Below are 22,860 nucleotides of genomic sequence, written 5' to 3'. Positions count from 1 at the left end.
GGCCGGGGGCGGCGGCGCGTCCGGAGCCGGGGGCGGCGGCGCGTCCGGCGCCGCGGCGGGCGGCATGTTGGGGTCGATCCCCATCGGTTCCGCGGTGGCGGTGGCCGACGGGATGGTCACGAGGGTGCCCGTGACCGCGGCAAGAACGAGCGTCTTACGGACGTTCTTCAATATCTTTCCTTTCGCGGTGCGCGCGCGCCAAAGCAAGCCCACGGGGTGGGCTGACGATGTGTGGTTGATGTGGACAACCTGCTTCGGGACGTGCCGACCTGTCCTGGCACGACAGCGGTGGGCTCGAGTCGCCCAGCGGGTTGCTACCCGCCGGCCACGGACCGGCTTCGCCGTCCGCGGCCCCGCTCACACGCGGGGTCCGTGATTCTGTTTTCAGTTACTCTTCCGTAACCCGTTGCGGGCTAACAGGGACCGTACGAGACCCGGCGGCATTCGTCATCTTCGGAAAACGGATATCTCGTTTCGGTAACGGCGCGATCACGGCCCAATCCCATCGCGCTTTCGGCAGGTCAGCACCGCAATTCCGGCAAGTACCCAAGAATCGCAAACGCTTTCAAATCGTGAGCCGAATCACGCCCATTTTGTGAACTGGCCCACGTATTTGCGCTCCCGCATTTAGCACGTTGCGGCCATGGCGGACCCGGGTCCGGGGGGCGAAGCGGCGCAGACTACAACAAGTTACGCGATGCGGTCACCCAACACGCCCGGCCCATACACCCGAATCATGTTGTGCCGCTGGCCAACTTGCATCGTTCCAATAACGCACGCACGATCGGTGTCACGCCCGGCCAGGCCGGCACGCCGATCGCGAAAAACGTTTTCCCACAGTGACTTTCGCCGGCGCGCCACTGCGTCATCGCAATCCCGCCGACCCCATCGCAACGGCGAACCGTGCGACTCGCTCGGGCGCACCAATTTGCTGATCACGCATGGTATTTCGGCTGACGCGACGCGCACCGGTGCCACTGGCCCAGGCGTGCGACGGCAATTCGATCCCGAATCATCCGGTCGCTCAACAGATCACGATCGGTGGCCGATAGTGGGCATCCGGTCAGCGCCGCCGGCACCGAAACGCGCTACTTGACGGAAAGGAAACTCGACTTCTGTCGAATTCGCGTGCGGATTCCCGCGGCACGCGGATGGTTCTAGCGGGACTTATCCGGCACGGTTCTGCCCGGCGGGCTCGCCGGACGCGTCAGCCGCGCGCTTGCGCGAGGCCGCGCAGCTCGGCGTCGGTATTGACGTTGGTCAGCGGCCGCGAATCCGACGTCACGACGCGCTGGGCGTCCGACGCGTCCACCAAAGCGCGCATCTTGCGCTCCCCCGCGGCCACCAAGGCGTCGACCCGGTCGGCCAGGTCGGTCCGGTACACCGCCGCCAGATAGTGGTCCTGGCCGTCCCACGGCAGCACCACTTCCGCGCCGGTCTCCCGCGCGCGGCGCGCGAGGTCGTCGATGAGTTCGACGGCCAGGAACGGCATGTCGACGGCGCAGACGAAGGCGAGCCGGGCGCCCGCTTCGGCGGCCGCGCGCAACGCCCGTCCCGTCGCCGGCAGCGGTCCCAGCCCGCGCAGCTCGTCGCGCATGACCCGCGCCGGTAAATCGGGCAGCGGTTGGCCCTGGGCCGCCATGACAAGGACCGGGTCGCAACGCTGTCGGAGGACGCCGACCACATGCTCGACCATCGTGGCCGCACCGGATCCCCCGGCAGAACCGGGGACCGGGAGGCTCGCCTTGTCGCGGCCCATCCGCTGCGACGCGCCGCCGGCGAGCACTACGCCGGCCAGTGAACTCGTTTCGCCCACGTCAGTCGACGGTCCACGTGTCGCGCCCGCGCAGCAGCGCCTGCAGGGCGGCGTCGTCGAACGGCTTGGAGGCCCGGGCGGCCTGCACCTGCGAGCGCGCCGCGTCGTCGTAGGTCGGCCTGCTGACGTCACGGAAGATGCCCAGCACGGTGTGCTCGAGGTTCTGATCGGAGAGCCGGGACAGCGCGAAGGCGTAGGCCGAGTCGTCGGTATGCGCGTCGTGCACCATGATTTCGTCCACGGCCACGTCGGCGGTCTTGGCGAACTCGAGGCCGAAGCCCGACTTCACCACGCAGTACTCACCGTCGGCGCCGAAGGTGATCGGCTCGCCGTGGCGGATGTTGACCACCCGCTCCTCGGCGCCCTCCTTGCGCAGCACGTCGAAGGAGCCGTCGTTGAAAATCGGGCAGTCCTGCAGGATTTCGACCACGGCCGCACCGCGGTGCTCCGCGGCGGCGCGCAACACCTCGGTCAGCCCGTTGCGGTCGGAGTCGAGGGCGCGGCCGACGAACGTCGCCTCGGCGCCCAGCGCCAGTGACACCGGGTTGAACGGGTGGTCCAGGGAACCCATGGGCGTGGACTTGGTGACCTTGCCGACCTCCGACGTCGGCGAGTACTGGCCCTTGGTCAGCCCGTAGATCCGGTTGTTGAACAACAGGATCGTGATGTTGACGTTGCGGCGCAGCGCGTGGATCAGGTGGTTGCCGCCGATCGACAGGGCGTCGCCGTCGCCGGTGACCACCCACACCGAGAGGTCCTCGCGGGCCAGCGCCAGGCCGGTCGCGATCGCGGGCGCGCGGCCGTGGATGGAGTGGAAGCCGTAGGTCTCCAGGTAATACGGGAACCGGCTCGAGCAACCGATGCCACTGATGAACACGATGTTCTCGCGGCGCAACCCGAGCTCGGGCAGGAAGTTACGGATCGTGTTGAGGATGACGTAGTCACCGCACCCGGGACACCACCGGACCTCTTGGTCGCTGGTGAAGTCCTTGCCCTTTTGCGGCTGATCCGTGGTGGGCACGCCGTCGTTCTTCTTCAACCTCGGGGACAGCCCGAGGTCCGTGCCCGCCAGATTTCCCATCAGGTCGGTCATTCGCTAGCTCCCGCTCCAACCGTTGCTGCCGCCATTCTGGCGACCATCGTCTTGTCTTGCTCGATTTCGGCCAGCGTGCCACCCAACGCGGCGCGAATGACGCGGCCGATCTCGTCCGCCAGGAACGCGACACCCTGGACCTTGGCGACCGATTGCACGTCGACCAGGTATTTGCCGCGCAGCAGCAGCGACAGCTGGCCAAGATTCATCTCCGGGCAGACCACCATGGGATAACGCCGCAGCACGTCGCCCAGGTTGGCCGGGAAGGGGTTGAGGTGGCGCAGGTGGGCGTGCGCGACCTTGACGCCCTTGCGCCGCGCCCGCCGGCAGGCCTCGCCGATCGGCCCGTACGAGCTGCCCCAGCCGATGAGCAGCAGCTCGGCGTCGCCGGTCGGGTCGTCGACCTCGAGGTCGGGCACCGAGATGCCGTCAATCTTGGCCTGCCGCAACCGAACCATCAGGTCGTGGTTGACCGGCTCGTAGGAGATGGCGCCCGAACCGTTCGCGGCCTCCAGGCCACCGATGCGGTGCTCCAGGCCCGGGGTGCCCGGAACGGCGAATTGGCGGGCGAGCGTCTCGGGGTCGCGGTTGTACGGCTGGAAGGGCTCGTCCGGCTGGGCGAACGTGTGCGTAATCGGCTGCAGCGCGCCGACGTCCGGAATGCGCCACGGCTCAGAGCCGTTGGCGATCGCGCCGTCGGACAACACGATCACCGGGGTGTGATACGAGACCGCGATGCGCACCGCCTCGAGCGCCGTTTCGAAGCAGTCGGATGGCGAGCGCGGCGCCAGCACCGCCACCGGCGACTCGCCGTTGCGGCCGTACAACGCCTGCAGCAGGTCGGCCTGCTCGGTCTTGGTCGGCAGGCCGGTCGAGGGGCCGCCGCGCTGAACGTCGATGACCAGCAACGGCAATTCGGTCATCACCGCCAGGCCCAACGCTTCGGACTTCAGCGAGATCCCCGGGCCGGACGTGCTCGTGACGCCGAGCGCACCGCCGTACGAGGCGCCGATGGCGGCGCAGATGCCGCCGATCTCGTCCTCGGCCTGGAAGGTGATCACGTTGAAGTTCTTGTGCTTGGACAGCTCGTGCAGGATGTCCGACGCCGGCGTGATCGGGTAGCTACCGAGAACCACCTGGATACCGGCAAGCTGACCCGCCGCGACGATGCCGTAGGCCATCGCGGTGTTGCCGGAGATTTGGCGGTATTCGCCGGAGGGCAACGTGGCCCGGGACACCTCGTAGGTGGTGCCGAACGCCTCGGTCGTCTCGCCGTAGTTCCAGCCGGCCTTGAGGGCCAAGACGTTGGCCTCGGCGATGTCGGGCTTGCGGGCGAACTTCTCCCGGATGAACTTCTCGCTGGTCTCGATCGGGCGGCCGTACATCCACGACAGCAGGCCCAGCGCGAACATGTTCTTGGCGCGCTGGCCGTCCTTCTTCGACGCGCCGATCGCCTCCACGGCGCCCAGGGTCAGCGTGGTCATCGCGACGGAATGCACGACGTAGTCGGACAACTCGTCGGACTCCAGCGGGTTCGTGACGTAGCCCACCTTGGTCAGGTTCCGCTTGGTGAACTCGTCGGAGTTCGCGATCACCATGCCGCCGCGGGGCAGGTCGCCGAGGTTGGCCTTGAGCGCCGCCGGGTTCATCGCGACGAGCACGTCCGGGCGGTCACCGGCGGTGAGGATGTCGTAGTCGGCGATCTGGATCTGGAAGGACGACACGCCGGGCAGCGTCCCTGCGGGGGCCCGGATCTCGGCGGGATAGTTCGGCTGGGTGGCCAGGTCGTTGCCGAAAAGCGCTGCCTCAGACGTGAACCGGTCGCCGGTCAGCTGCATGCCGTCGCCGGAGTCCCCGGCGAAGCGAATGACGACTTGTTCCAGGCGCCGGCGCTCGGACCCGCCGCCGGAAGGGGACCCATTCGAGCCGTTGTGAGAATCAGACCCGGCTCCGCTGCCGTTCGGATCCACGTATCCGCCTTCCATTCGTTATCCGGATAGGCACTTCGCTGGAGTTTTAGGGTACGCGCCGTAGCAGCGGCTCCCGCGCCCTCGCGCTTGTGTGTCACTGGTAGTACCAATTATGGCACTTCTTTAAGGCGAGAATGGGCGTCTCTAAACCCTTACATGCAGCGGTTTTACGCCTAAAGCCGAAGTCAGCGCGGCGAGGGTGGTGCGGTCCGTGCAAAACTGTGGTATTGGTCACTTTCGCGCGGCGGCGCGCAATTCTCTCGGCGCCGTTTCCGGCATCGCGATCAGGTACAGGAAAAAGCCGGCGCCGGCGAGCGCCCCCAGGAAGGCGAAGGCGGCGTCGTAGCCGGCGGCCACCACGATCCAGCCCGCGACGAGATTCGACACCGACGCGCCGATCCCCGTCGCGGCCGTCACCGCGCCGAGGCTGACGTTGAACCGGCCGCTGCCGTGCGTGACGTCCTGGACCACGAGGGGAAACAGCGCCCCGAACACGCCGGCGCCGACGCCGTCCAGCAGCTGCACCCCGACCAGCCAGTAGGGGTTGCCGGACAGGGTGTAGAGGAATCCGCGCGCGGCCAGCACCCCGAAACCGAGCAGGAAGATCGGCTTCCGTCCCCACGAATCGGCCTTGGCCCCGGCCAGGTAGGCCACCGGCACCATCACCACCTGCGCGGCCACGATGCAGCCGGCCATCAGCGCGGTGCCGACGTCCCTGTTGCGCAGCGCCAACAGCTGACCGACCAGCGGCAGCATGGCGGCGTTGGCGAAGTGGAAGGCGACGACGGTCGCCGCGAAGATCATCAGCCTGCGATTGTGCAGCAGCGCCGCCAGCCGGGAGGGCGTCTCGTGCGGCCCGCCCGGCACGTGGTCCATGCCGCGGGCCACGTCGTGGTCGATCGCGTCGCCCGGAATCCCAAGCGTCGCAAGCACACTGGTGGCCGCCATGACCGCAAGCACCCAGAACACCACCACCGGCCCGAAGGAGTAGGCCAGCCCGCCGGTGATGGCGGCGGCCGACGCGTTGCCCGCGTGGTTGAACGACTCGTTGCGCCCGATCCGCCGGGAGAAGAACCGGGGTCCCACGACGCCCAGGGTGATCGCGGCCAGAGCCGGGGCGAAGACCGAGCCGGCGATGCCGGTCAGGGCCTGCAAGACCGAGATCGAATAGAGCCCGGGGAACATCGGCATGGCCAGCGACCCGGCCGTGACGGTCAGCGCGCCGCCGATGATCAGCGCCCGCTTGGCCGTGCTCCGGTCCACCAACGCGCCGGCGGGCGCCTGCGCGACGATCGCCCCGATCCCGCCGACCGCCATGACGAACCCGATCGACGCCTGGTCCCAGTGATGGGCCAACAACAGGTAGATCGACAGGTAGGGCCCGAGCCCGTCGCGGACGTCGGCGAGCAGGAAGTTCAGCAGGTCCAGCGCGTGGGTCAGCCGGCGCGGTACGGGACTGTCGATCTCGGTGGCGGCCGGCATGGGCATCTAATACCCGAATGGCCGGCCGGCCGAGCGGCTGTCAGGCGCTCTTGTCGCGGCGCTCGGAGCGCGAGGGCTTGCGCGGCACGATCGTCGGCAGCACGTTGTCCTGCACGGTCTCCTTGGTCACCACGACCTTGGCGACGTCGTCGCGGCTCGGGATGTCATACATCACCGGCAACAGGACCTCTTCCATGATGGCCCGCAGGCCACGGGCGCCCGTGCCGCGGTGGATGGCCTGATCGGCGATCGCCTCCAGCGCGTCGTCGGTGAACTCGAGCTCGACGCCGTCCATCTCGAATAGCCGGGTGTACTGCTTGACCAGAGCGTTCTTCGGCTCGGACAGGATCTTGACCAACGACTCCCGGTCCAGGTTGGTCACCGACGCGACCACCGGCAGCCGGCCGATGAACTCGGGGATCAACCCGAACTTGATCAGGTCCTCGGGCATGACCTCGGCGAAGTGGTCGGTGGTGTCGATCTCGGCCTTGGAGCGCACCTCGGCGCCGAAGCCCAGGCCGCGCTTGCCGACGCGCTCGTAGATGATCTTCTCCAGGCCGGCGAACGCACCCGCGACGATGAACAGCACGTTGGTGGTGTCGATCTGGATGAACTCTTGGTGCGGGTGCTTGCGGCCGCCCTGCGGGGGCACCGACGCCTGGGTGCCCTCCAGGATCTTCAGCAGGGCCTGCTGCACGCCCTCGCCGGAGACGTCGCGGGTGATCGACGGGTTCTCGCTCTTGCGGGCGATCTTGTCGACCTCGTCGATGTAGATGATGCCGGTCTCGGCGCGCTTGACGTCGTAGTCGGCGGCCTGAATGAGTTTGAGCAGAATGTTTTCGACGTCCTCGCCGACGTATCCGGCTTCGGTCAGCGCGGTGGCGTCGGCGATCGCGAACGGCACGTTGAGCATCTTGGCGAGCGTCTGGGCCAGGTACGTCTTGCCGCAGCCGGTGGGACCGAGCATCAGGATGTTGGACTTGGTCAGCTCGACCGGCTCGTGCCGCGAGTCACGACCCTTCTCGCCGGCCTGGATGCGCTTGTAGTGGTTGTAGACCGCGACGGCCAGCGTCCGCTTGGCCGTGTCCTGCCCGATGACGTAGCCCTCCAAGAACTCCCGGATTTCGACCGGCTTGGGGAGTTCGTCGAGTTTGACGTCGTCGGCGTCGGCGAGTTCCTCTTCGATGATCTCGTTGCACAGATCGATGCATTCATCGCAGATGTACACACCGGGGCCCGCAATGAGTTTCTTGACCTGCTTCTGGCTCTTCCCGCAGAACGAGCACTTCAGCAGGTCACCGCCGTCTCCGATGCGCGCCATGGTGCTGAGGGCCTACTTCCTTTTCGCCGTTCGTCGTGCTCTGCCGCATGTATGCCCCGACGCTACCCGCTAGATCGGGCCCGACGCGACCATTAAGGCCGAATCGCGCCCATGATATTCGGGGGAGTCATGCTGATCCCGTCTGGTTGAAACATATAGCCACACGGCGCCCGTCACTCGCGAAAGACGCGCTTTGCGTGTCTTTGGCGTGTCGCGGTCGTTACCCGACCGAGGCTGGTGCGGCGACCGCCCTACTTCCGCCGGGGGATGCCGGCCTGGGGCGGAGCCCGGGCAGATCCCCACGAAATCACCCTACAGTGGCCGGGTGGAATTGGCTCCGATCAGCGAGTCGGTCCTGATCAACGATGGCGGTCTGGCCACCGAGCTCGAGGCGCGCGGTCACGACCTGTCCGACCCGTTGTGGTCGGCCAGGCTCCTGGCGGACGACCCCCACGAGATCGTCGCCGTCCACGCCGCCTATTTCCGCGCCGGCGCGACGATCGCGGCCGCGCACGCTTTCCGCACCGCTCGCCGCGCGGTGGGTGGCCGCCGGGGCGCGCATCGGCGGCGGCTGCTGCCAGGTGCGCCCGGCCGACATTGCGGAGCTGCGCCGAGCGTGCACTGGCGGCGAAAAATCAGCGAAAAACTGGCCGTGAGTTCACGCTCGGCGAATGTCGCTAAGCGGTCTGCGCGGAAAGCTTCCGGTACTCCAGCACGGTGTCGATGATCCCGTACTCCTTGGCCTCGTCCGCGGTCAGGATCTTGTCCCGGTCGGTGTCCTTGCGGACCGTCGCGGCGTCCTTGCCGGTGTGGCGGGCCAACGTGGTCTCCATCAGCGTGCGCATCCGCTCGATCTCGGCGGCCTGGATCTCCAGATCCGAGAACTGGCCCTGGATCACACCCTGCAACGACGGCTGGTGGATCAGCACCCGGGCGTTGGGCAGCGCCATCCGCTTACCGGGAGTGCCCGCGGCCAGCAGCACCGCCGCCGCGGAGGCGGCCTGACCCAGGCACACTGTCTGGATGTCGGCGCGCACGTACTGCATGGTGTCGTAGATCGCCATCAGCGAGGTGAAACCGCCGCCGGGCGAGTTGATGTACATGGTGATGTCGCGGTCGGGGTCCAGCGACTCCAGCACCAGCAGCTGCGCCATGATGTCGTTCGCCGAAGCGTCGTCGACCTGGACGCCGAGGAAGATGATGCGCTCCTCGAACAGCTTGTTGTAGGGGTTGGACTCCTTGACGCCGAAGCTGGAGTGCTCGATGAACGACGGCAGGATGTAGCGCGCCTGCGGCTGGATGTTGGGGTGCTGGGTGCTCACTGGGCTTCTCCGTTGGTGATGTGGGCGGCGCGGGTGATGATGTGGTCGACGAACCCGTATTCGAGGGCCTCCTGGGCGGTGAACCAGCGGTCGCGGTCGGAATCCGCCTCGATGCGTTCGATCGACTGCCCGGTGAATTCGGCGTTGAGCCGGAACATCTCCTTCTTGATGACGTGGAACTGCTCGGCCTGGATGGCGATGTCGGCCGCGCTTCCGGTCACCCCGCCGAGCGGCTGGTGCATCAGGATGCGCGCGTGCGGCAGCGCGTAGCGCTTGCCCTTGGTGCCGGCCGCCAGCAGGAACTCCCCCATCGAGGCGGCCATGCCCATCGCATAGGTGGCGATGTCGCAGGGCGCCAGCACCATGGTGTCGTAGATCGCCATGCCGGCGCTGATCGATCCGCCTGGCGAGTTGATGTAGAGCGAGATGTCCTTGTCCGCGTCCTCGGCGGCGAGCAGCAGGATCTGCGCGCACAGCCGATTGGCGACCTCGTCGTTGACCTCCGAACCCAGGAAGATGATGCGCTCGGAGAGCAAGCGCTCATAGACCGAGTCCGTGAGGTTGAGACCCTGCGAGGGCGAACGCATGTCAGACACGACTGGGTTACCTGCTTTCTCGAGTTCTTCTATGCACCGACACTAACCAACCGAGCCCACCGTTTCGCGCCCACGCTCCCCCTCAATTGGGCGCTTTCGCTTACAGCGTCACTCGGCTTCGTCGTCGGGGGCCTCGGCGTCGTCGGCGTCGTCGGCGCCTTCCGGTGCGTCGGCCTCGGACCGCTTGCCGAAGAACTCACCGGTGTCGATGGTGTTCCCGGCGGTATCGGTGACCGTCGCCGCGCGCACCACCTCGGCGATCGCCAGACCGCGCCGCACGTCGGCGAACATGGCCGGCAGCTGGTTGTTCTCCTGCAGGTAGCCCAGCAGCTGCTGCGGCTCGATGCCGTATTGGCGAGACGTCATCACCAGCCGCTCGGTCAGGTCGTCCTGGCCGACCTGGACCTCCAGCTGGTCGGCGAGCGCATCCAGCAGCAGCTGCCGCTTGACGTCCGTCTCCGCGGCGGCGCGCGTCTCGGTCTCGAACTCATCGCGCGTCTTGCCCTGCCCGGCGAGCGCCTCGTCGAGCTTGGCGTCGTCGTGGTCGAGGCCGTGCAGCGCGTCGTGCATGGTGCTGTCGTACTGCGCCTGGACGATCGCCTCCGGCAGCGGCACGTCGACCTGTTCGAGGAGGGTGTCCAGGGCGGCGTTACGGATCCGGTCGGCCTGCTGCGCGCGCTTGACCTGGCCGACCTGGTCGCGCAGGTTGGACCGCAGCTCCTCGATGGTGTCGAACTCGCTGGCCAGTTGGGCGAATTCGTCGTCGGGCTCAGGGAGCTCGCGCTGTTTGATCGACCGGACCGTGACGGTCACCTGGGCGTCTTGCCCGGCGTGTTCGCCGGCCGCCAGCTGCGCGGTGAACTCCCTGGACTCGTCGACGGACAGGCCGACCAGCGCGTCGTCGAGGCCCGCGATCAGCCGGCCCGACCCGACCTCGTGGGACAGCCCCTCCGCGGCGGCCCCGGGCACCTCTTCGCCGTCGATGGTGGCCGACAGGTCGATCGAGACGAAGTCTCCGGTGGCCACGGGCCGGTCGACCCCGGTCAGCGTGCCGAACCGCGCGCGCAGCGACTCCAGCTCGGCGTCGACGTCTTCGTCGCTGACCTCGACGGGGTCCACCGAGATCTTCAGCGCGCCCAGATCCGGCAGCTCGATCTTGGGGCGGACGTCGACCTCGGCGGTGAACGCCAGCTCCTGGCCGTACTCCTTCTTCGTCACCTCGATGTCGGGCTGACCGAGGGGCTGCACTTCCGAATCCACGACCGCCTGCCCGTACCGCGCGGGCAACGCCTCGTTGACGACCTGGTCGAGCAGCGCCTCCCGGCCGAACCGCGCCTCCAGCAACTTCGCCGGCGCCTTACCGGGCCGGAACCCGGGCAGCCGCACCTGCTTGGCCAGCTCCCGGTAGGCGCGCTGGAAGTCGGGCTCGAGTTCGGCGAACGGCACCTCCACGTTGATGCGGACCCGGGTGGGGCTCAGCTGCTCGACGGTGCTCTTCACGGGGGTGCTCCTCGGTGGTCGTTCCTGGCGTTCGGTGGGCCGCAGGCGCGCGGCACGGGGTCGTGCTGGTCGGGGTGACAGGATTTGAACCTGCGGCCTTCCGCTCCCAAAGCGGATGCGCTACCAAGCTGCGCTACACCCCGCGCTGACCTCGATGATCCTAAGGCCCCGCGGGGCGGGGTTGACCACAGGCTTCGCGGCGGCCTCGCACGCCCTCACGGAGCGATCACAAGACCGCGTCGATTAGATTTGATCTTCGTCGACAGCTACAGTCACGCTCGACTAACACATGCGGGCGTAGCTCAATGGTAGAGCCCTAGTCTTCCAAACTAGCTACGCGGGTTCGATTCCCGTCGCCCGCTCGGGGTGAGGATCTGCTCCACAGAGAGGCGCCATGAGCGACGTCAAAATCCTCGGCTCATGCGCGTCGGACTTCGCCGGAGTGCGCGACGCGTTCGAGCGAAACTTCACGCTGGGCGACGAGGTCGGCGCGGCCGTCGCGGTGTGGGTGGACGGGACCCTGGTCGCCAATCTCTGGGGCGGCTGGGCCGATGCCGCCCACACCCGGCCCTGGCAACAAAACACCCTGACCACGGTGTTGTCCGGCACCAAGGGCCTGTCGGCCACCTGCGTCCACCACCTCGCCGACCGCGGCGAGCTGGACCTGCAGGCCCCGGTCGCCCGCTACTGGCCCGAGTTCGGACAGGCGGGCAAGCAGGACATCACGCTGGCGATGGTGATGAGTCACCGCTCCGGCGTGATCGGCCCCCGCCGCCGGATGCGCTGGGAAGACGTCGCCGACTGGGACTTCGTCTGCACGCAACTGGCCGCCGCCGAACCCTATTGGGAGCCGGGCACCGCCCAGGGCTACCACATGACCACCTTCGGATTCATCCTCGGCGAGGTGTTCCGCCGCGTCACGGGCCGGACGATCGGCCAGTACCTGCGCACCGAGATCGCCGAGCCGTTCGGCGCCGACGTCCACATCGGGCTGTCGCTGGCCGAACAAGACCGCTGCGCCGAGCGGGTCAACAAGCCGCACGCCCGCGACCTGCTGGCCGACGCGCAAGCCCCCGGCTACCCGACCAGCCTGGCCGAGCACCCCAAGGCCGGGCTGTCGATCTCGATGGGCTTCGCCCCGGACGACGAGCTGGGCTCGCACGACCTGCGGCTGTGGCGCCAGCTCGAGTTCCCCGGCACGAACGGCCAGGTGTCGGCCCTGGGGCTGGCCACCTTCTACAACGCGCTCGCCCAGGAGAAGGTGCTCAGTCGCGAACACATGGACCTGGTGCGGGAGTGCCAGGGCGGCTTGGAGACCGACCTGGTGCTCGGGCCACGGGTCGCCGACCACGGCTGGGGTCTGGGCTACATGCTCAACCAACGGTGCGTCAACGGGCCCAACCCGCGGATCTTCGGCCACGGCGGCCTGGGTGGCTCGTTCGGGTTCGTCGACCTGGAACACCGGATCGGCTACGCGTACGTGGCGAATCGGTTCGACGCCACCAAGGCCAACGCGGACCCGCGCAGCCTCGCCCTCAGCAACGAGGTCTACGCCGCGCTGGGCGTCATCTAGTACGCACCCAAGACGCGCCGCCGGGTGGCGGCGGCGTCTAAACAGCAGGCGCAGGCGTTTCTCGCGACGACTCCCCGGCCGGTGGGGACGGCATCATTTCTGGCAGCTAGGGCACCAGAACACGTTGCGGCCCTCCAGCACCGTCGTGCGGATCGCGTCCCCGCACACCCGGCAGGCCTCCCCCGCGCGCCGGTACACGTACGTCCGGGGCCGGTCGGGGCGGTACGGCGGCGCGCCGTGGTCGTGCTCGGGCCGGACCACGACGATCTGCCCGCGGCGCAGGCCCACCTTCATCAGCGCCACCAGATCCGTCCAGGCCGCATAGAACTCGTCCTCGCCGACGTCGCGGCCCGGCCGGAACGGGTCGATGCCGTGGCGGAACAGCAACTCGCTGCGGTAGACGTTGCCCACGCCGGCCATGACGGTCTGATCCATCAATAAGGCGCCAACGGGCCTGCGGGACTTGGCGATTCGTTTCCAGGCCCAGGACGGATCGGCGTCGTTGCGCAGCGGGTCGGGGCCGAGCTTGGCCAGCACGTCGGAGACCCGGCCCTCGTCGATGACCTCGCAGACCGTGGGGCCGCGCAGGTCAGCGCCGTATTCGGCGCCGACCATCCGCATCCGCACCTGCCCGACCGGCTCCGGAAGGACAGCGCCGGCGCGGGGCCATTCGGTGAAGGCGCCGTAGAGGCCCAGGTGCACGTGCACGATCGGGCCGCCCGCGTAGTGGTGGAACAGGTGCTTGCCCCAGACGCTGGTGCGGCGCAACACACGACCATCCACCACGGCCGAATCGGCGAAACGACCCTGCGGGCTCGACACCGCGACGGGCGCCCGGCCAAAGCGGCGCTGGTGCAGCCGGGCCAGCCGGTGCAGGGTATGCCCTTCGGGCATACCGCGTCAGCCCTGCGCGCCGGGAACCGGCGGCGCCTGGTGAGTGCGTTCGTATTCGGCGAGGATGTCGATACGTCGTTGGTGGCGTTCGGCTTTCGACCATTGCGCGGTCAGGAAGGCATCGACGATGGCCAGCGCCTCCTCGACGGTGTGCATGCGCCCACCGATCCCGATCAACTGGGCGTTGTTGTGTTCGCGGGCCAACGTCGCGGTCTCGACGCTCCACGCCAACGCGCAGCGGGCTCCCGGCACCTTGTTGGCCGCGATCTGCTCGCCGTTGCCCGACCCGCCGAGCACGATGCCCAGGCTGTCGGGGTCGGCCACCGTGCGCGCGGCGGCGGCGATGCAGAACGCCGGGTAGTCGTCCTCGGCGTCGTATGTGTAGGCGCCGCAGTCGACGGGCTCGTGCCCGGACGCTCTGAGGTGCTCGATGATCCGCTGCTTGAGCTCGAATCCGGCGTGGTCAGAGCCGAGGTAGACGCGCATGCCCGCCATCCTTACACGGGATGCCCGCTAATCGAATTCGGGCTTCTCGGTGCGGGTCCGCTTGAGCTCGAAGAAGTGCGGGTAGGACGCGAAGGTCACCGACGCGTCCCATAGCTTGCCGGCCTCCTCGCCGCGCGGAATCTTCGAGAGCACCGGCCCGAAGAACGCCACGCCGTTGACGTGGATGGTCGGCGTGCCGACGTCGTCACCGACCGCGTCCATGCCGGCGTGGTGGCTCTTGCGCAGGGCGTCGTCGTAGGCCTCGCTGTGCGCGGCGTCGGCGAGTTCCGCGGGCAGGCCGGCGTCAGCCAGCGACAGCTTGATGACCTCTTCGAGGTTCTTGTTGTCCTCGTTGTGAATCCGGGTGCCCATGGCGGTGTACAGCGGGTCGAGCACCCCGGCGCCGTGGGCTTGCTCGGCGGCGATCGCCACGCGCACCGGCCCCCACGCGTGCTTCATCATTTCGCGGTATCTGTCGTCCAGTCCTTCGCGGTTCTCGTTGAGGATCGCCAGGCTCATGACGTGGAAGTGCACCTCGATGTCGCGGACCTTCTCCACCTCGAGGATCCAGCGCGACGTGATCCAGCACCACGGGCACAGCGGGTCGAACCAGAAATCGGCTTGGCTTTTCTCGGGAGCCTTCTCGGGCATAGCGCAATCCTCTCGTCGGTCGGCACACCGTTCAGCACAACCGTAGGCGCCCCGCCCCTGTTCCCGCAGTGCCCGAGATCCGAGCGGGGCACGTAAGTTGGACGCGTGGCCCTTCCTAATCTCACCCGGGACCAAGCCGTCGAACGCGCCGCCCTGGTCACCGTCGACAGCTACCAGATCGACCTCGACGTCACCGACGGCAAGGGAGGCCCGGGCGATCGCACGTTCCGCTCCACCACGACGGTGGTGTTCGACGCGCTTCCCGGCGCCGATACCTACATCGACCTCGCCGCCGAGACGGTGCGCGGCGCCACCCTCAACGGCCGCGAACTGGATGTCTCCGGGTACGACGAATCGGCCGGCATCCCGCTGGCCGGCTTGCAGAAGCACAACGTCGTGGTCGTCGATGCGGACTGCCGCTACTCCAACACCGGCGAGGGGCTGCACCGCTTCGTCGACCCGGTCGACGACGAAACCTACCTGTACTCGCAATTCGAAACCGCCGACGCCAAGCGCATGTTCGCCTGCTTCGACCAACCGGACCTCAAGGCGACGTTCGACCTGCGCGTGACGGCGCCGCGGCACTGGAAGGTGATCTCCAACGGCGCCACCGTGTCGAACGAGGACGGGGTGCACACCTTCGCCACCACCCCTCGGATGAGCACCTATCTGGTGGCCCTCATCGCCGGCCCGTACGCCGAGTGGAAGGACTCTTACACCGACGAACACGGGGAGATCCCGCTGGGCATCTTCTGCCGCGGATCCCTGGCACGCCACATGGACGCCGAGCGGCTCTTCACCCAGACCAAACAGGGATTCGGCTTCTACCACAAGAACTTTGGGCTGCCCTACGCGTTCGGGAAATACGACCAACTCTTCGTCCCCGAATTCAACGCGGGCGCAATGGAAAACGCGGGCGCGGTGACCTTCCTGGAGGACTACGTCTTCCGCAGCAAGGTCACCCGGGCCTCCTACGAGCGGCGCGCCGAAACGGTGCTGCACGAGATGGCGCACATGTGGTTCGGGGACCTGGTCACCATGACCTGGTGGGACGACCTGTGGCTCAACGAGTCGTTCGCGACGTTCGCCTCGGTGCTGTGCCAGGCGGAGGCCACCGAATTCACCGAGGCCTGGACCACATTCGCGACGGTCGAGAAGTCGTGGGCGTACCGCCAGGACCAACTGCCCTCGACGCATCCGATCGCCGCGGACATCCCCGACCTGGCCGCCGTCGAGGTGAACTTCGACGGCATCACCTACGCCAAGGGCGCGTCGGTCCTCAAGCAACTCGTCGCCTACGTCGGGCTGGAGCACTTCCTCGCCGGGCTGCGCGACTACTTCCGCACCCACGCGTTCGGCAACGCGACGTTCGACGATCTGGTCGCCGCGCTGGAGCAGGCGTCGGGCCGGGACCTGTCCGACTGGGGGCAGCAGTGGTTGAAGACGACCGGATTGAACACGCTGCGGCCGGATTTCGACGTCGACGTCCCCGGCGCCGACGGCCGGTTCACCCGGTTCGCCGTGACACAGAGTGGCGCCGCTCCGGGAGCCGGCGAGACCCGCGTGCACCGGTTGGCGGTCGGGATCTACGACGATGACGGCGCGGGCAAGTTGGTGCGGGTACGGCGGGAAGAGCTCGACGTCGAGGGCCCTGTCACGGAAGTGCCTGCGCTGGTTGGCGTTCCGCGCGGCAAGCTAGTCCTGGTCAACGACGACGACCTGACCTACTGCTCGGTGCGGCTCGACGGCGAGTCGTTGCGGACGGCCCTGACGCAAATCGCCGACATCGCCGAGCCGCTGCCGCGCTCGCTGGTGTGGTCGGCGGCGTGGGAGATGACGCGCGAGGCCGAACTGCGCGCCCGCGACTTCGTGGCGTTGGTCTCGGGCGGGGTGCAGGCCGAAACCGAGGTCGGGGTGGCGCAGCGGCTGCTGATGCAGGCGCAGACGGCGCTCGCCAGCTACGCCGAGCCGGGCTGGGCGCACCAGCGGGGCTGGCCCCAGTTCGCCGACCGGCTGCTGGAGCTGGCGCGCGCCGCGGAGCCCGGGTCGGACCACCAGCTCGCCTTCGTCAACACCCTGTGCTCGTCGGTGCTGTCGACCCGGCACGTCGTGACGCTGGCCGACTTGCTCGACCGCGACCCGGCCGAGCTGGGCCTGGCCGGCCTCGAAATCGACACCGACCTGCGGTGGCGCATCGTAACCGCGCTCGCCAGCGCCGGGGAGATCGACGCCGACGGGCCCGCGACACCTTTCATCGACGCCGAGGTGCAGCGCGACCCGACCGCCGCCGGCAAGCGGCACGGCGCCCAGGCGGCGACGGCGCGCCCGCAGGCACCGGTCAAGGAGGCGGCGTGGACGACGGTGATCGAGGACGACACGCTGGCCAACATCACCGCGCGGTCCATCATCGCGGGCTTCGCCCCGGCGGGGCAGCATGCACTGCTGAAGCCCTTCACGGACCGCTATTTCGAAGCGATCCCGGGCGTGTGGGCGCGGCGTTCCAGCGAGGTCGCCCAAACGGTGGTGATCGGCCTGTACCCGCACTGGAACATCAGCGAGGCCGGCATCGCGGCGGCCGACAAGTTCCTGTCCGACCCGGAGGTGCCGCCGGCGCTGCGGCGGCTGGTGCTGGAGGGTCAGGCCGGCGTGCAGCGGGCCCTGCGGGCCCGCACCTTCGACGCGGCGGACTGACTAGGCCGACGGTGGCGACCCGCCACGCGCGGCTACGCCGCGCTTGCGATCGCCGCTAAGCGGAACTAGGCCGGGGAGATCCCGGCGCTGAGGACGCGGATCGCGCTGACCAGCCCGTCCACCAGGTCATTGCGCTCGAACGCCGACGACGCGGCGGCGACCCCCAGCGGTGCCGACGACTCGGCGCCGCGCCCGCGGACCTGGGAGCCGTAGACCACCTCGATGACCTTCTGGTCGGGCGACACCGCCAGGAGCACGGCGTTGTCCGGCGTGGGCACCGTGGCCAGGATCTCGCGGGCCCGGGCGGCGGTGTCGCTGCCCAGGTCGCCGAGGTAGATGGCGAACCGTGCCTTCGATGCCCGCGACCCGAACTTCAGCGCGTCGTCGATGGCGACCAGGTCCTTGATCGGGAACGGGAAATGAACCGACAACTCGCCGGGCTCGGTGACCCCGGAGATCCGTCCACTGCTGGTGATCACCCACCCGTCGGGCAGCTCGGCGGGCTCGATCGTCGCTACCTCACCACGTGCCACTGGCGCCACCTCCGACTGAGAATTCGTGTCCGCCGTGCCCGCCATGCTCGTGGCCGACGTCTTCGTCCGTGGCCGCCCACAGGATCGGCGGGTGCGTCCACTTGTCCGGCAACTTGTAGGTCGCCGGGTGCGGTCCCTTGTGGGACCAGATCAGCACCGCCAGCACCACTACCAGCAGCAGCGGGATCCCGATGAGGTACAGGTGAATCTGCAGAAGGCTCACGACGAAAACCGTATCCCACGCGGCGATCCGTCGGCACCCGGACACCGGATGTCGCGCGATCGAAGGCGCTACGCCGCGCCTTCGCCGAGGTAGCGCGCCCAGGCCGGGTCGAGCTCCTTGACCGTCGAGAGCAACCGCCAGTGCTGCCCCGTCGGCGGCAGCGGCGCCCGGCGCAGCACCCAGCCGAGCTCGGTGAGCAGCTTGTCGCCCTTGCGGTGGTTGCAGGTCGAGCAGCAGGCGACGCAGTTTTCCCAGGAATGGTCGCCGCCGCGGCTGCGCGGCACCACGTGGTCGACGGTGTCGGCCTTTGCCCCACAGTAGGCACAGGAAAACCGGTCCCGGTGCATCAGCGCGGCCCGGGTCATCGGTACCCGCGCCCGGTACGGGACACGCACGTAGGTCCGCAGCTGGATGACCGAGGGCACCATGATCGAGCTGGTGGCCGAGTGGATCACCGGCCCGGCCGGGTCGTGGTGGACCACGTCGGCCTTGCCGCAGATGACCATCACGATGGCCCGCCGCATCGGCAGCGCGGTCAGCGGCTCGTAGGTCGAATTCAGCAGCAGCACCCGCCTGCGACTCCACAGGGACGCGCCGTCCTGGCGGGTGGGGGGATGGGTATCGACGCTATGCAGGCATGACGCGGTCGGGGGCCCGGTTAACCCTGCCGCGGCACCGGAACTGCGGTGGCTGCGGCGTCTCTTGCCCTGCGCCATAGATCCTCCGCGGATAGTCCACCATGATTCGCCGCCAATCGCACCCCTATTGCAGGTGAACGGCATGTCGTCCGGGTGAACAGCGTGAGCGCCGTCGGCCCGGCTCGGCCGGACGCGGCCGCGATGGACCACAATGGAGGTGATGGATTCCGAGCCCCAGTCCTTCTATGACGCCGTCGGCGGTGCCGAGACCTTTCATGCGATCGTGTCCCGCTTCTATGCCCAGGTGGCCGAGGACGAGATCCTGCGCCAGCTCTACCCCGAAGACGACCTGGCGGGCGCCGAGGAACGCTTGCGCATGTTCCTCGAGCAGTACTGGGGCGGCCCGCGCACCTACTCCGACCGGCGCGGCCATCCCCGGTTGCGGATGCGGCACGTCCCGTTCCGGATCACCCCGATCGAGCGCGACGCCTGGCTGCGCTGCATGCACACCGCCGTCGCCTCGATCGACTCGGAGACCCTCGACGACGAGCACCGGCGCCAGCTACTCGATTACCTGGAGATGGCCGCCCACTCACTGGTCAATTCGCCCTTCTGATACCCAACCGAACGGAGCAGGATGAGCCCCGGAGCATGGTGGTCGAACGCGGTCTTCTATCAGGTCTATCCCCGGTCGTTCGCCGACAGCGACGGCGACGGCGTGGGCGACATCGATGGGGTGCTGGCCCATCTGGATCACCTCGAGCGACTCGGGGTGGACGCGATCTGGCTCAACCCGGTCACCGTCTCCCCGATGGCCGACCACGGCTACGACGTGGCGGATCCGCGCGACATCGATCCGCTGTTCGGCGGGATGGCGGCCATTGAGCGGCTGATCCCGGCGGCGCACGAGCGGGGCATCAAGATCACCATGGACGTGGTGCCCAACCACACCAGCTCGGCGCACCCGTGGTTTCAGGCCGCGCTGGCCGCCGGGCCGGGCACCGAGGCGCGGGAGCGCTACTACTTCCGCGACGGCCGGGGCCCGGACGGGGAGCTGCCGCCGAACAACTGGACGTCGGTATTCGGCGGGTCCGCCTGGACGCGGGTGGTCGAGCCGGACGGCAATCCGGGCCAGTACTACCTCCATCTGTTCGACACCGAGCAGCCGGACCTGAACTGGGAGCACCCGGACGTTTTCGACGATTTCGAGAAGACGCTGCGGTTCTGGCTGGAGCGCGGGGTGGACGGCTTCCGCATCGACGTGGCACACGGCATGGCCAAGCCGGCCGATTTGCCCGACGCCAAGGACGACGTCAAGGTGCTCAGCCACAGCGACGACGACCCGCGTTTCAACCATCCGAGCGTGCACGAGATCCATCGCGGGATCCGCAGGGTCGTCGACGACTATCCCGACGCGGTGACCATCGGCGAGGTCTGGGTGCTCGACAACCTTCTGTGGGCCGAGTATCTGCGGCCCGACGAACTGCACCTCGGTTTCAACTTCCGGCTGACCAAGATCGACTTCGACGCCGACCAGATCCAGCACGCGATCCAGAATTCGATGGAGGCGATCGCGATCGAAAACGCCATCCCCACTTGGACGCTGTCCAACCACGACGTGGGCCGTGAGGTCACCCGGTACGGGGGCGGCGAGGTCGGGCTGCGTCGGGCGAAGGCGATGGCGATGGTGATGCTCGCCCTGCCCGGTGCGGTGTTCGTCTACAACGGCGAGGAACTGGGGCTGCCGGACGTCGAGCTGCCCGACGAGGTGTTGCAGGACCCGACGTGGGAACGCTCCGGGCACACCGAACGCGGCCGCGACAAGTGCCGGGTCCCCATCCCGTGGTCGGGCGACGCTCCCCCGTTCGGCTTCTCCTCGTCGCCCGAAACGTGGCTGCCGATGCCGCCGGAATGGGCGACGCTGACCGTCGAGCGCCAGACCGCCGACCCCGAATCGACCTTCTCGTTCTTCCGGCACATCATCAAATTGCGCAAGGAGCGCGCGGAATTCGACGGCGACGGGATCGACTGGTTAGACGCGCCGCGCGGCGCCCTGATCTTCCGGCGCCGCGGCGGCGGGGCCGTGTGCGCGGTGAACGCCGGGCGCCGGCCGATCCCGCTGCCGCCGGGAGAGCTCCTCGTGTCCAGCGGCCCACTGGTCGACGGCGAGTTACCGCCGGACACCGCTGCCTGGCTGGCTTGAGCGCCCAAAGGCGCCACGGAGCAGGCGTTTCCGCGTGACGTATCGGGGTGTCGTCCGCCGGCGTCATACCCGGCGGGGGTACTGTTGTCGCCATGGCTCGACATGGAGCCGGCCGGAAGAGGACGGGTTGGTGGATAACACCTTGCGCTGGGTGGTGACGGCGCTGTTCGCCGTCAGCTTCGCCGCCTACGCGTATTTCCTGGTGGCCGAACGCCGCTGCTGGACGAACATGGTGAGCCAGGTGCTGCACCTGGCGATGTCGGCCGTGATGATCTCGATGGCCTGGGGCGTGGGAATGACAATGCCGACGGCCGGGGCCACGCTGGGCTTCCTGCTCGGCGGCGCCTGGTTCGTCGGCATCGCCGGCCGCGCGCCGTGGGCCGGCGACGGCCGGCTGACGAGCTATTACTACGCGGTGATGATGGCGGCGATGGCCTGGATGTACGTGGCGATGACCGACAGCCTGCCGGGCCGGTCCGAGCACCCGGGCGGCGATGCGATGGGCATGCCCGCCCACGGCGCCGCGCCGGCGTCGCCGCACGCGGCACAGCACATGTCCCCCGGCGCGCCGGGCTGGGTCAGCGCCGTGAACTGGACCGCGGCCGTGGGGTTCGCCGCGGTGGCGATCTACTGGGCGTACCGCTGGACCGCACGGCGCTGGACGCACCTGATGCCGCGCGCGGTTCCCCTGACCTACGCCCAAATCGCGGCGCAGACGGGCACCGCCGCCGGCACGGCGTTGATGTTCGCCGCCATCGTGTGAGCCCGGGCGGGGACCGCTCGCCCGGCCTTCCGCCTCGGCGCGTGGCTCGGCGCTCCTCTATACCTAGTACATGGCGACCTACGCGTGGACAGTGATCGGAGCCGGGCCCGCGGGAATCGCCGCGGTGGGAAAACTGCTCGATCGGGGCATACCGCCCGACAAGATCGCCTGGGTCGACCCGGCCTTCGCCGCGGGCGATTTGGGCGGCAAGTGGAGGTCGGTGTCCAGCAACACCATCGCCGGGACTTTCATGAGTTTCCTGAATAGCTCTGCGGCCTTTCGGTTGTCCGACGCCCCGCCATGGCCGCTGGCCGAAGTCGACCCGGAGGAAACCTGCGCACTGGCCCTGGTAGCCGACCCTTTGGTGTGGGTCACCGGCCAACTGCGCGAACGGGTGCCGGTGTTCGAAACGACGGCCACGACCTTGACCCTGCGGCGCCGGCAGTGGTACGTCGAGACGCGAGGCCCGGAACTGACTTCGGACAACGTGATCCTCGCGGTCGGCGCGGCACCCCGCAGGCTCGACTATCCTCTCGATGAGATTCCGGTCGAAGTCGCCCTGGACGCCGAGAAACTCGCCGAGGTGCCGCTCGAGGGCGCGACGGTCGCCGTCTTCGGCTCGTCGCACTCGTCGATGATCGCCTTGCCGCACCTGCTGCGGCACCCGCTCCGCAAAGTGATCAACTTCTACCGCAGCCCACTCAAATATGCTGTCTATCTTGACGATTGGATCCTGTTCGACGACACCGGCCTCAAAGGGCGAGCCGCCGTGTGGGCCCGCGAGAACATCGACGGGGTGTACCCGGATCGTTTGGAGCGCTGCCTGGTTTCCGACCCGCGATTTGACGAGAAGCTGGCCGAATGCGACCGCGTCGTCTACACGGTCGGTTTCGAGCAACGGAAGCTGCCCGAGACGCCGCAGTGGGGCCCGCTGCCGTACAACCGGATGAACGGCATCCTGGCCCCCGGGTTGTTCGGGCTGGGCATCGCGTTCCCGGAGTACGCCGTGGATCCTTACGGCTACGGCCAATACCGCGTTGGCCTGCAGAAGTTCGTGGATTACGTGGACGCGGTCCTTCCGCTCTGGATGGTCTACGGGACCTGA

The 22,860-nt window shown here is 68.2% G+C and carries 21 protein-coding genes, 2 tRNA genes and 1 pseudogene; 9 read left to right on the top strand and 15 right to left on the bottom strand.

Going from position 1 to position 22,860, the window contains the following annotated elements; all coding sequences use genetic code 11:
* Positions 1–1,207 precede the first annotated feature (1,207 nt).
* From mobA to clpX, 5 genes are all read right to left on the bottom strand, one after another.
* Positions 1,208–1,816, bottom strand: a complete 609-nt coding sequence (mobA, locus tag HMPREF0591_RS15305) for a molybdenum cofactor guanylyltransferase (RefSeq protein WP_007169495.1) — start codon at positions 1,814–1,816, stop codon at positions 1,208–1,210.
* 1 nt (position 1,817) lies between these two features.
* On the bottom strand, positions 1,818–2,909 hold the full coding sequence (locus tag HMPREF0591_RS15300) for a 2-oxoacid:ferredoxin oxidoreductase subunit beta (RefSeq protein ID WP_007169494.1): 1,092 nt from the start codon (positions 2,907–2,909) through the stop codon (positions 1,818–1,820).
* On the bottom strand, positions 2,906–4,879 hold the full coding sequence (locus HMPREF0591_RS15295) for a 2-oxoacid:acceptor oxidoreductase subunit alpha (RefSeq protein ID WP_007169493.1): 1,974 nt from the start codon (positions 4,877–4,879) through the stop codon (positions 2,906–2,908). Before HMPREF0591_RS15295 ends, HMPREF0591_RS15300 begins: the two co-directional genes overlap by 4 nt.
* Before the next feature lie 231 nt (positions 4,880–5,110).
* Complete coding sequence (locus tag HMPREF0591_RS15290; RefSeq protein ID WP_040622591.1) at positions 5,111–6,361, bottom strand: MFS transporter; 1,251 nt, start codon at positions 6,359–6,361, stop codon at positions 5,111–5,113.
* A 40-nt stretch (positions 6,362–6,401) separates the two neighbouring features.
* On the bottom strand, positions 6,402–7,682 hold the full coding sequence (clpX, locus tag HMPREF0591_RS15285) for an ATP-dependent Clp protease ATP-binding subunit ClpX (protein ID WP_007169491.1): 1,281 nt from the start codon (positions 7,680–7,682) through the stop codon (positions 6,402–6,404).
* 331 nt (positions 7,683–8,013) lie between these two features.
* On the opposite strand from clpX, the pseudogene HMPREF0591_RS31950 reads away from it, so the two are divergent.
* A pseudogene (locus HMPREF0591_RS31950) lies at positions 8,014–8,244 on the top strand (homocysteine S-methyltransferase family protein); the annotation flags it as partial.
* Positions 8,225–8,338, top strand: a complete 114-nt coding sequence (locus HMPREF0591_RS34680) for a hypothetical protein (protein ID WP_425270195.1) — start codon at positions 8,225–8,227, stop codon at positions 8,336–8,338. The pseudogene HMPREF0591_RS31950 and the gene HMPREF0591_RS34680, both read left to right, overlap by 20 nt.
* A 21-nt stretch (positions 8,339–8,359) precedes the next feature.
* Here HMPREF0591_RS34680 and clpP2 read toward each other — a convergent pair whose 3' ends face one another.
* From clpP2 to HMPREF0591_RS15260, 4 genes are all read right to left on the bottom strand, one after another.
* Positions 8,360–9,004 (bottom strand): ATP-dependent CLP protease proteolytic subunit ClpP2, encoded by a 645-nt coding sequence (gene clpP2 / locus HMPREF0591_RS15275; protein WP_007169489.1) that lies wholly within the window; start codon positions 9,002–9,004, stop codon positions 8,360–8,362.
* Positions 9,001–9,591, bottom strand: coding sequence for an ATP-dependent CLP protease proteolytic subunit ClpP1 (gene clpP1 / locus HMPREF0591_RS15270; protein WP_040622585.1), 591 nt, complete (start codon positions 9,589–9,591; stop codon positions 9,001–9,003). Before clpP1 ends, clpP2 begins: the two co-directional genes overlap by 4 nt.
* Positions 9,592–9,708: 117 nt before the next feature.
* The gene (tig, locus tag HMPREF0591_RS15265; RefSeq protein ID WP_007169487.1) at positions 9,709–11,100 is read right to left on the bottom strand and encodes a trigger factor; all 1,392 of its coding nucleotides are present in this window, start codon (positions 11,098–11,100) and stop codon (positions 9,709–9,711) included.
* 66 nt (positions 11,101–11,166) lie between these two features.
* A tRNA-Pro gene (locus HMPREF0591_RS15260) sits at positions 11,167–11,243 on the bottom strand.
* Between the two features lie 148 nt (positions 11,244–11,391).
* Between HMPREF0591_RS15260 and HMPREF0591_RS15255 the strand changes: the two genes are divergently transcribed.
* Together HMPREF0591_RS15255 and HMPREF0591_RS15250 are read left to right on the top strand one after the other, a co-directional pair.
* A tRNA-Gly gene (locus HMPREF0591_RS15255) sits at positions 11,392–11,462 on the top strand.
* Between the two features lie 32 nt (positions 11,463–11,494).
* Positions 11,495–12,673, top strand: coding sequence for a serine hydrolase domain-containing protein (locus HMPREF0591_RS15250; RefSeq protein ID WP_007169486.1), 1,179 nt, complete (start codon positions 11,495–11,497; stop codon positions 12,671–12,673).
* Positions 12,674–12,766: 93 nt separating this feature from the next.
* Here the strand turns inward: HMPREF0591_RS15250 and HMPREF0591_RS15245 are convergent, their stop codons facing one another.
* The 3 genes from HMPREF0591_RS15245 to HMPREF0591_RS15235 are packed head-to-tail and all read right to left on the bottom strand — an operon-like array spanning position 12,767 to position 14,704.
* The gene (locus HMPREF0591_RS15245; RefSeq protein WP_007169485.1) at positions 12,767–13,567 is read right to left on the bottom strand and encodes an Fpg/Nei family DNA glycosylase; all 801 of its coding nucleotides are present in this window, start codon (positions 13,565–13,567) and stop codon (positions 12,767–12,769) included.
* A gap of 6 nt (positions 13,568–13,573) precedes the next feature.
* The gene (locus HMPREF0591_RS15240) at positions 13,574–14,053 is read right to left on the bottom strand and encodes a ribose-5-phosphate isomerase (protein ID WP_040622895.1); all 480 of its coding nucleotides are present in this window, start codon (positions 14,051–14,053) and stop codon (positions 13,574–13,576) included.
* Positions 14,054–14,080: 27 nt separating this feature from the next.
* The gene (locus tag HMPREF0591_RS15235) at positions 14,081–14,704 is read right to left on the bottom strand and encodes an Rv2466c family mycothiol-dependent reductase (protein WP_007169483.1); all 624 of its coding nucleotides are present in this window, start codon (positions 14,702–14,704) and stop codon (positions 14,081–14,083) included.
* Positions 14,705–14,809: 105 nt separating this feature from the next.
* Here HMPREF0591_RS15235 and pepN point away from each other — a divergent pair, with 105 nt between their 5' ends.
* Positions 14,810–17,395 (top strand): aminopeptidase N, encoded by a 2,586-nt coding sequence (gene pepN / locus HMPREF0591_RS15230; protein ID WP_007169482.1) that lies wholly within the window; start codon positions 14,810–14,812, stop codon positions 17,393–17,395.
* Between the two features lie 65 nt (positions 17,396–17,460).
* Here the strand turns inward: pepN and HMPREF0591_RS15225 are convergent, their stop codons facing one another.
* The 3 genes from HMPREF0591_RS15225 to HMPREF0591_RS15215 all read right to left on the bottom strand — a co-directional run bounded on the left by HMPREF0591_RS15225 (position 17,461) and on the right by HMPREF0591_RS15215 (position 18,867).
* A complete protein-coding gene (locus HMPREF0591_RS15225; RefSeq protein WP_007169481.1) occupies positions 17,461–17,928 on the bottom strand; it encodes a DUF5130 domain-containing protein in 468 nt (155 codons plus the stop codon).
* Positions 17,915–18,142 (bottom strand): aa3-type cytochrome oxidase subunit CtaJ, encoded by a 228-nt coding sequence (ctaJ, locus tag HMPREF0591_RS15220; protein ID WP_040622894.1) that lies wholly within the window; start codon positions 18,140–18,142, stop codon positions 17,915–17,917. Before ctaJ ends, HMPREF0591_RS15225 begins: the two co-directional genes overlap by 14 nt.
* Positions 18,143–18,219: 77 nt before the next feature.
* Positions 18,220–18,867, bottom strand: coding sequence for an HNH endonuclease (locus HMPREF0591_RS15215; protein WP_040622582.1), 648 nt, complete (start codon positions 18,865–18,867; stop codon positions 18,220–18,222).
* 142 nt (positions 18,868–19,009) lie between these two features.
* On the opposite strand from HMPREF0591_RS15215, the gene HMPREF0591_RS15210 reads away from it, so the two are divergent.
* From HMPREF0591_RS15210 to HMPREF0591_RS15195, 4 genes are all read left to right on the top strand, one after another.
* Entirely contained in the window at positions 19,010–19,405 is a 396-nt protein-coding gene (locus HMPREF0591_RS15210) for a globin (RefSeq protein WP_040622891.1), read from the top strand.
* Between the two features lie 21 nt (positions 19,406–19,426).
* Positions 19,427–20,992: a glycoside hydrolase family 13 protein gene (locus tag HMPREF0591_RS15205; protein ID WP_007169477.1), complete on the top strand. Its 1,566-nt coding sequence runs from the start codon at positions 19,427–19,429 to the stop codon at positions 20,990–20,992.
* Between the two features lie 130 nt (positions 20,993–21,122).
* Positions 21,123–21,755: a DUF5134 domain-containing protein gene (locus tag HMPREF0591_RS15200; protein ID WP_050790042.1), complete on the top strand. Its 633-nt coding sequence runs from the start codon at positions 21,123–21,125 to the stop codon at positions 21,753–21,755.
* Positions 21,756–21,846: 91 nt separating this feature from the next.
* Positions 21,847–22,860: an NAD(P)/FAD-dependent oxidoreductase gene (locus tag HMPREF0591_RS15195; RefSeq protein WP_050790064.1), complete on the top strand. Its 1,014-nt coding sequence runs from the start codon at positions 21,847–21,849 to the stop codon at positions 22,858–22,860.

It is taken from the genome of Mycobacterium parascrofulaceum ATCC BAA-614, assembly GCF_000164135.1.
GTDB classification, from domain to species: Bacteria; Actinomycetota; Actinomycetes; order Mycobacteriales; family Mycobacteriaceae; genus Mycobacterium; species Mycobacterium parascrofulaceum.
Note: the sequence above shows the minus strand (reverse complement) of the source record. Positions and strands in the feature narration are given on the sequence as shown.

Bases quoted from the DNA above. Each gene is read 5' to 3' on its own strand.
- clpP1 (WP_040622585.1), bottom strand. From the start codon at position 9,591: ATGCGTTCGCCCTCGCAGGGTCTCAACCTCACGGACTCGGTCTATGAG.
- clpX (WP_007169491.1), bottom strand. From the start codon at position 7,682: ATGGCGCGCATCGGAGACGGCGGTGACCTGCTGAAGTGCTCGTTCTGC.
- HMPREF0591_RS15290 (WP_040622591.1), bottom strand. From the start codon at position 6,361: ATGCCGGCCGCCACCGAGATCGACAGTCCCGTACCGCGCCGGCTGACC.
- HMPREF0591_RS15210 (WP_040622891.1), top strand. From the start codon at position 19,010: ATGGATTCCGAGCCCCAGTCCTTCTATGACGCCGTCGGCGGTGCCGAG.
- HMPREF0591_RS15250 (WP_007169486.1), top strand. From the start codon at position 11,495: ATGAGCGACGTCAAAATCCTCGGCTCATGCGCGTCGGACTTCGCCGGA.
- HMPREF0591_RS15205 (WP_007169477.1), top strand. From the start codon at position 19,427: ATGAGCCCCGGAGCATGGTGGTCGAACGCGGTCTTCTATCAGGTCTAT.
- HMPREF0591_RS15215 (WP_040622582.1), bottom strand. From the start codon at position 18,867: ATGGCGCAGGGCAAGAGACGCCGCAGCCACCGCAGTTCCGGTGCCGCG.
- HMPREF0591_RS15245 (WP_007169485.1), bottom strand. From the start codon at position 13,567: ATGCCCGAAGGGCATACCCTGCACCGGCTGGCCCGGCTGCACCAGCGC.
- HMPREF0591_RS15235 (WP_007169483.1), bottom strand. From the start codon at position 14,704: ATGCCCGAGAAGGCTCCCGAGAAAAGCCAAGCCGATTTCTGGTTCGAC.
- HMPREF0591_RS15240 (WP_040622895.1), bottom strand. From the start codon at position 14,053: ATGCGCGTCTACCTCGGCTCTGACCACGCCGGATTCGAGCTCAAGCAG.
- HMPREF0591_RS15300 (WP_007169494.1), bottom strand. From the start codon at position 2,909: ATGACCGACCTGATGGGAAATCTGGCGGGCACGGACCTCGGGCTGTCC.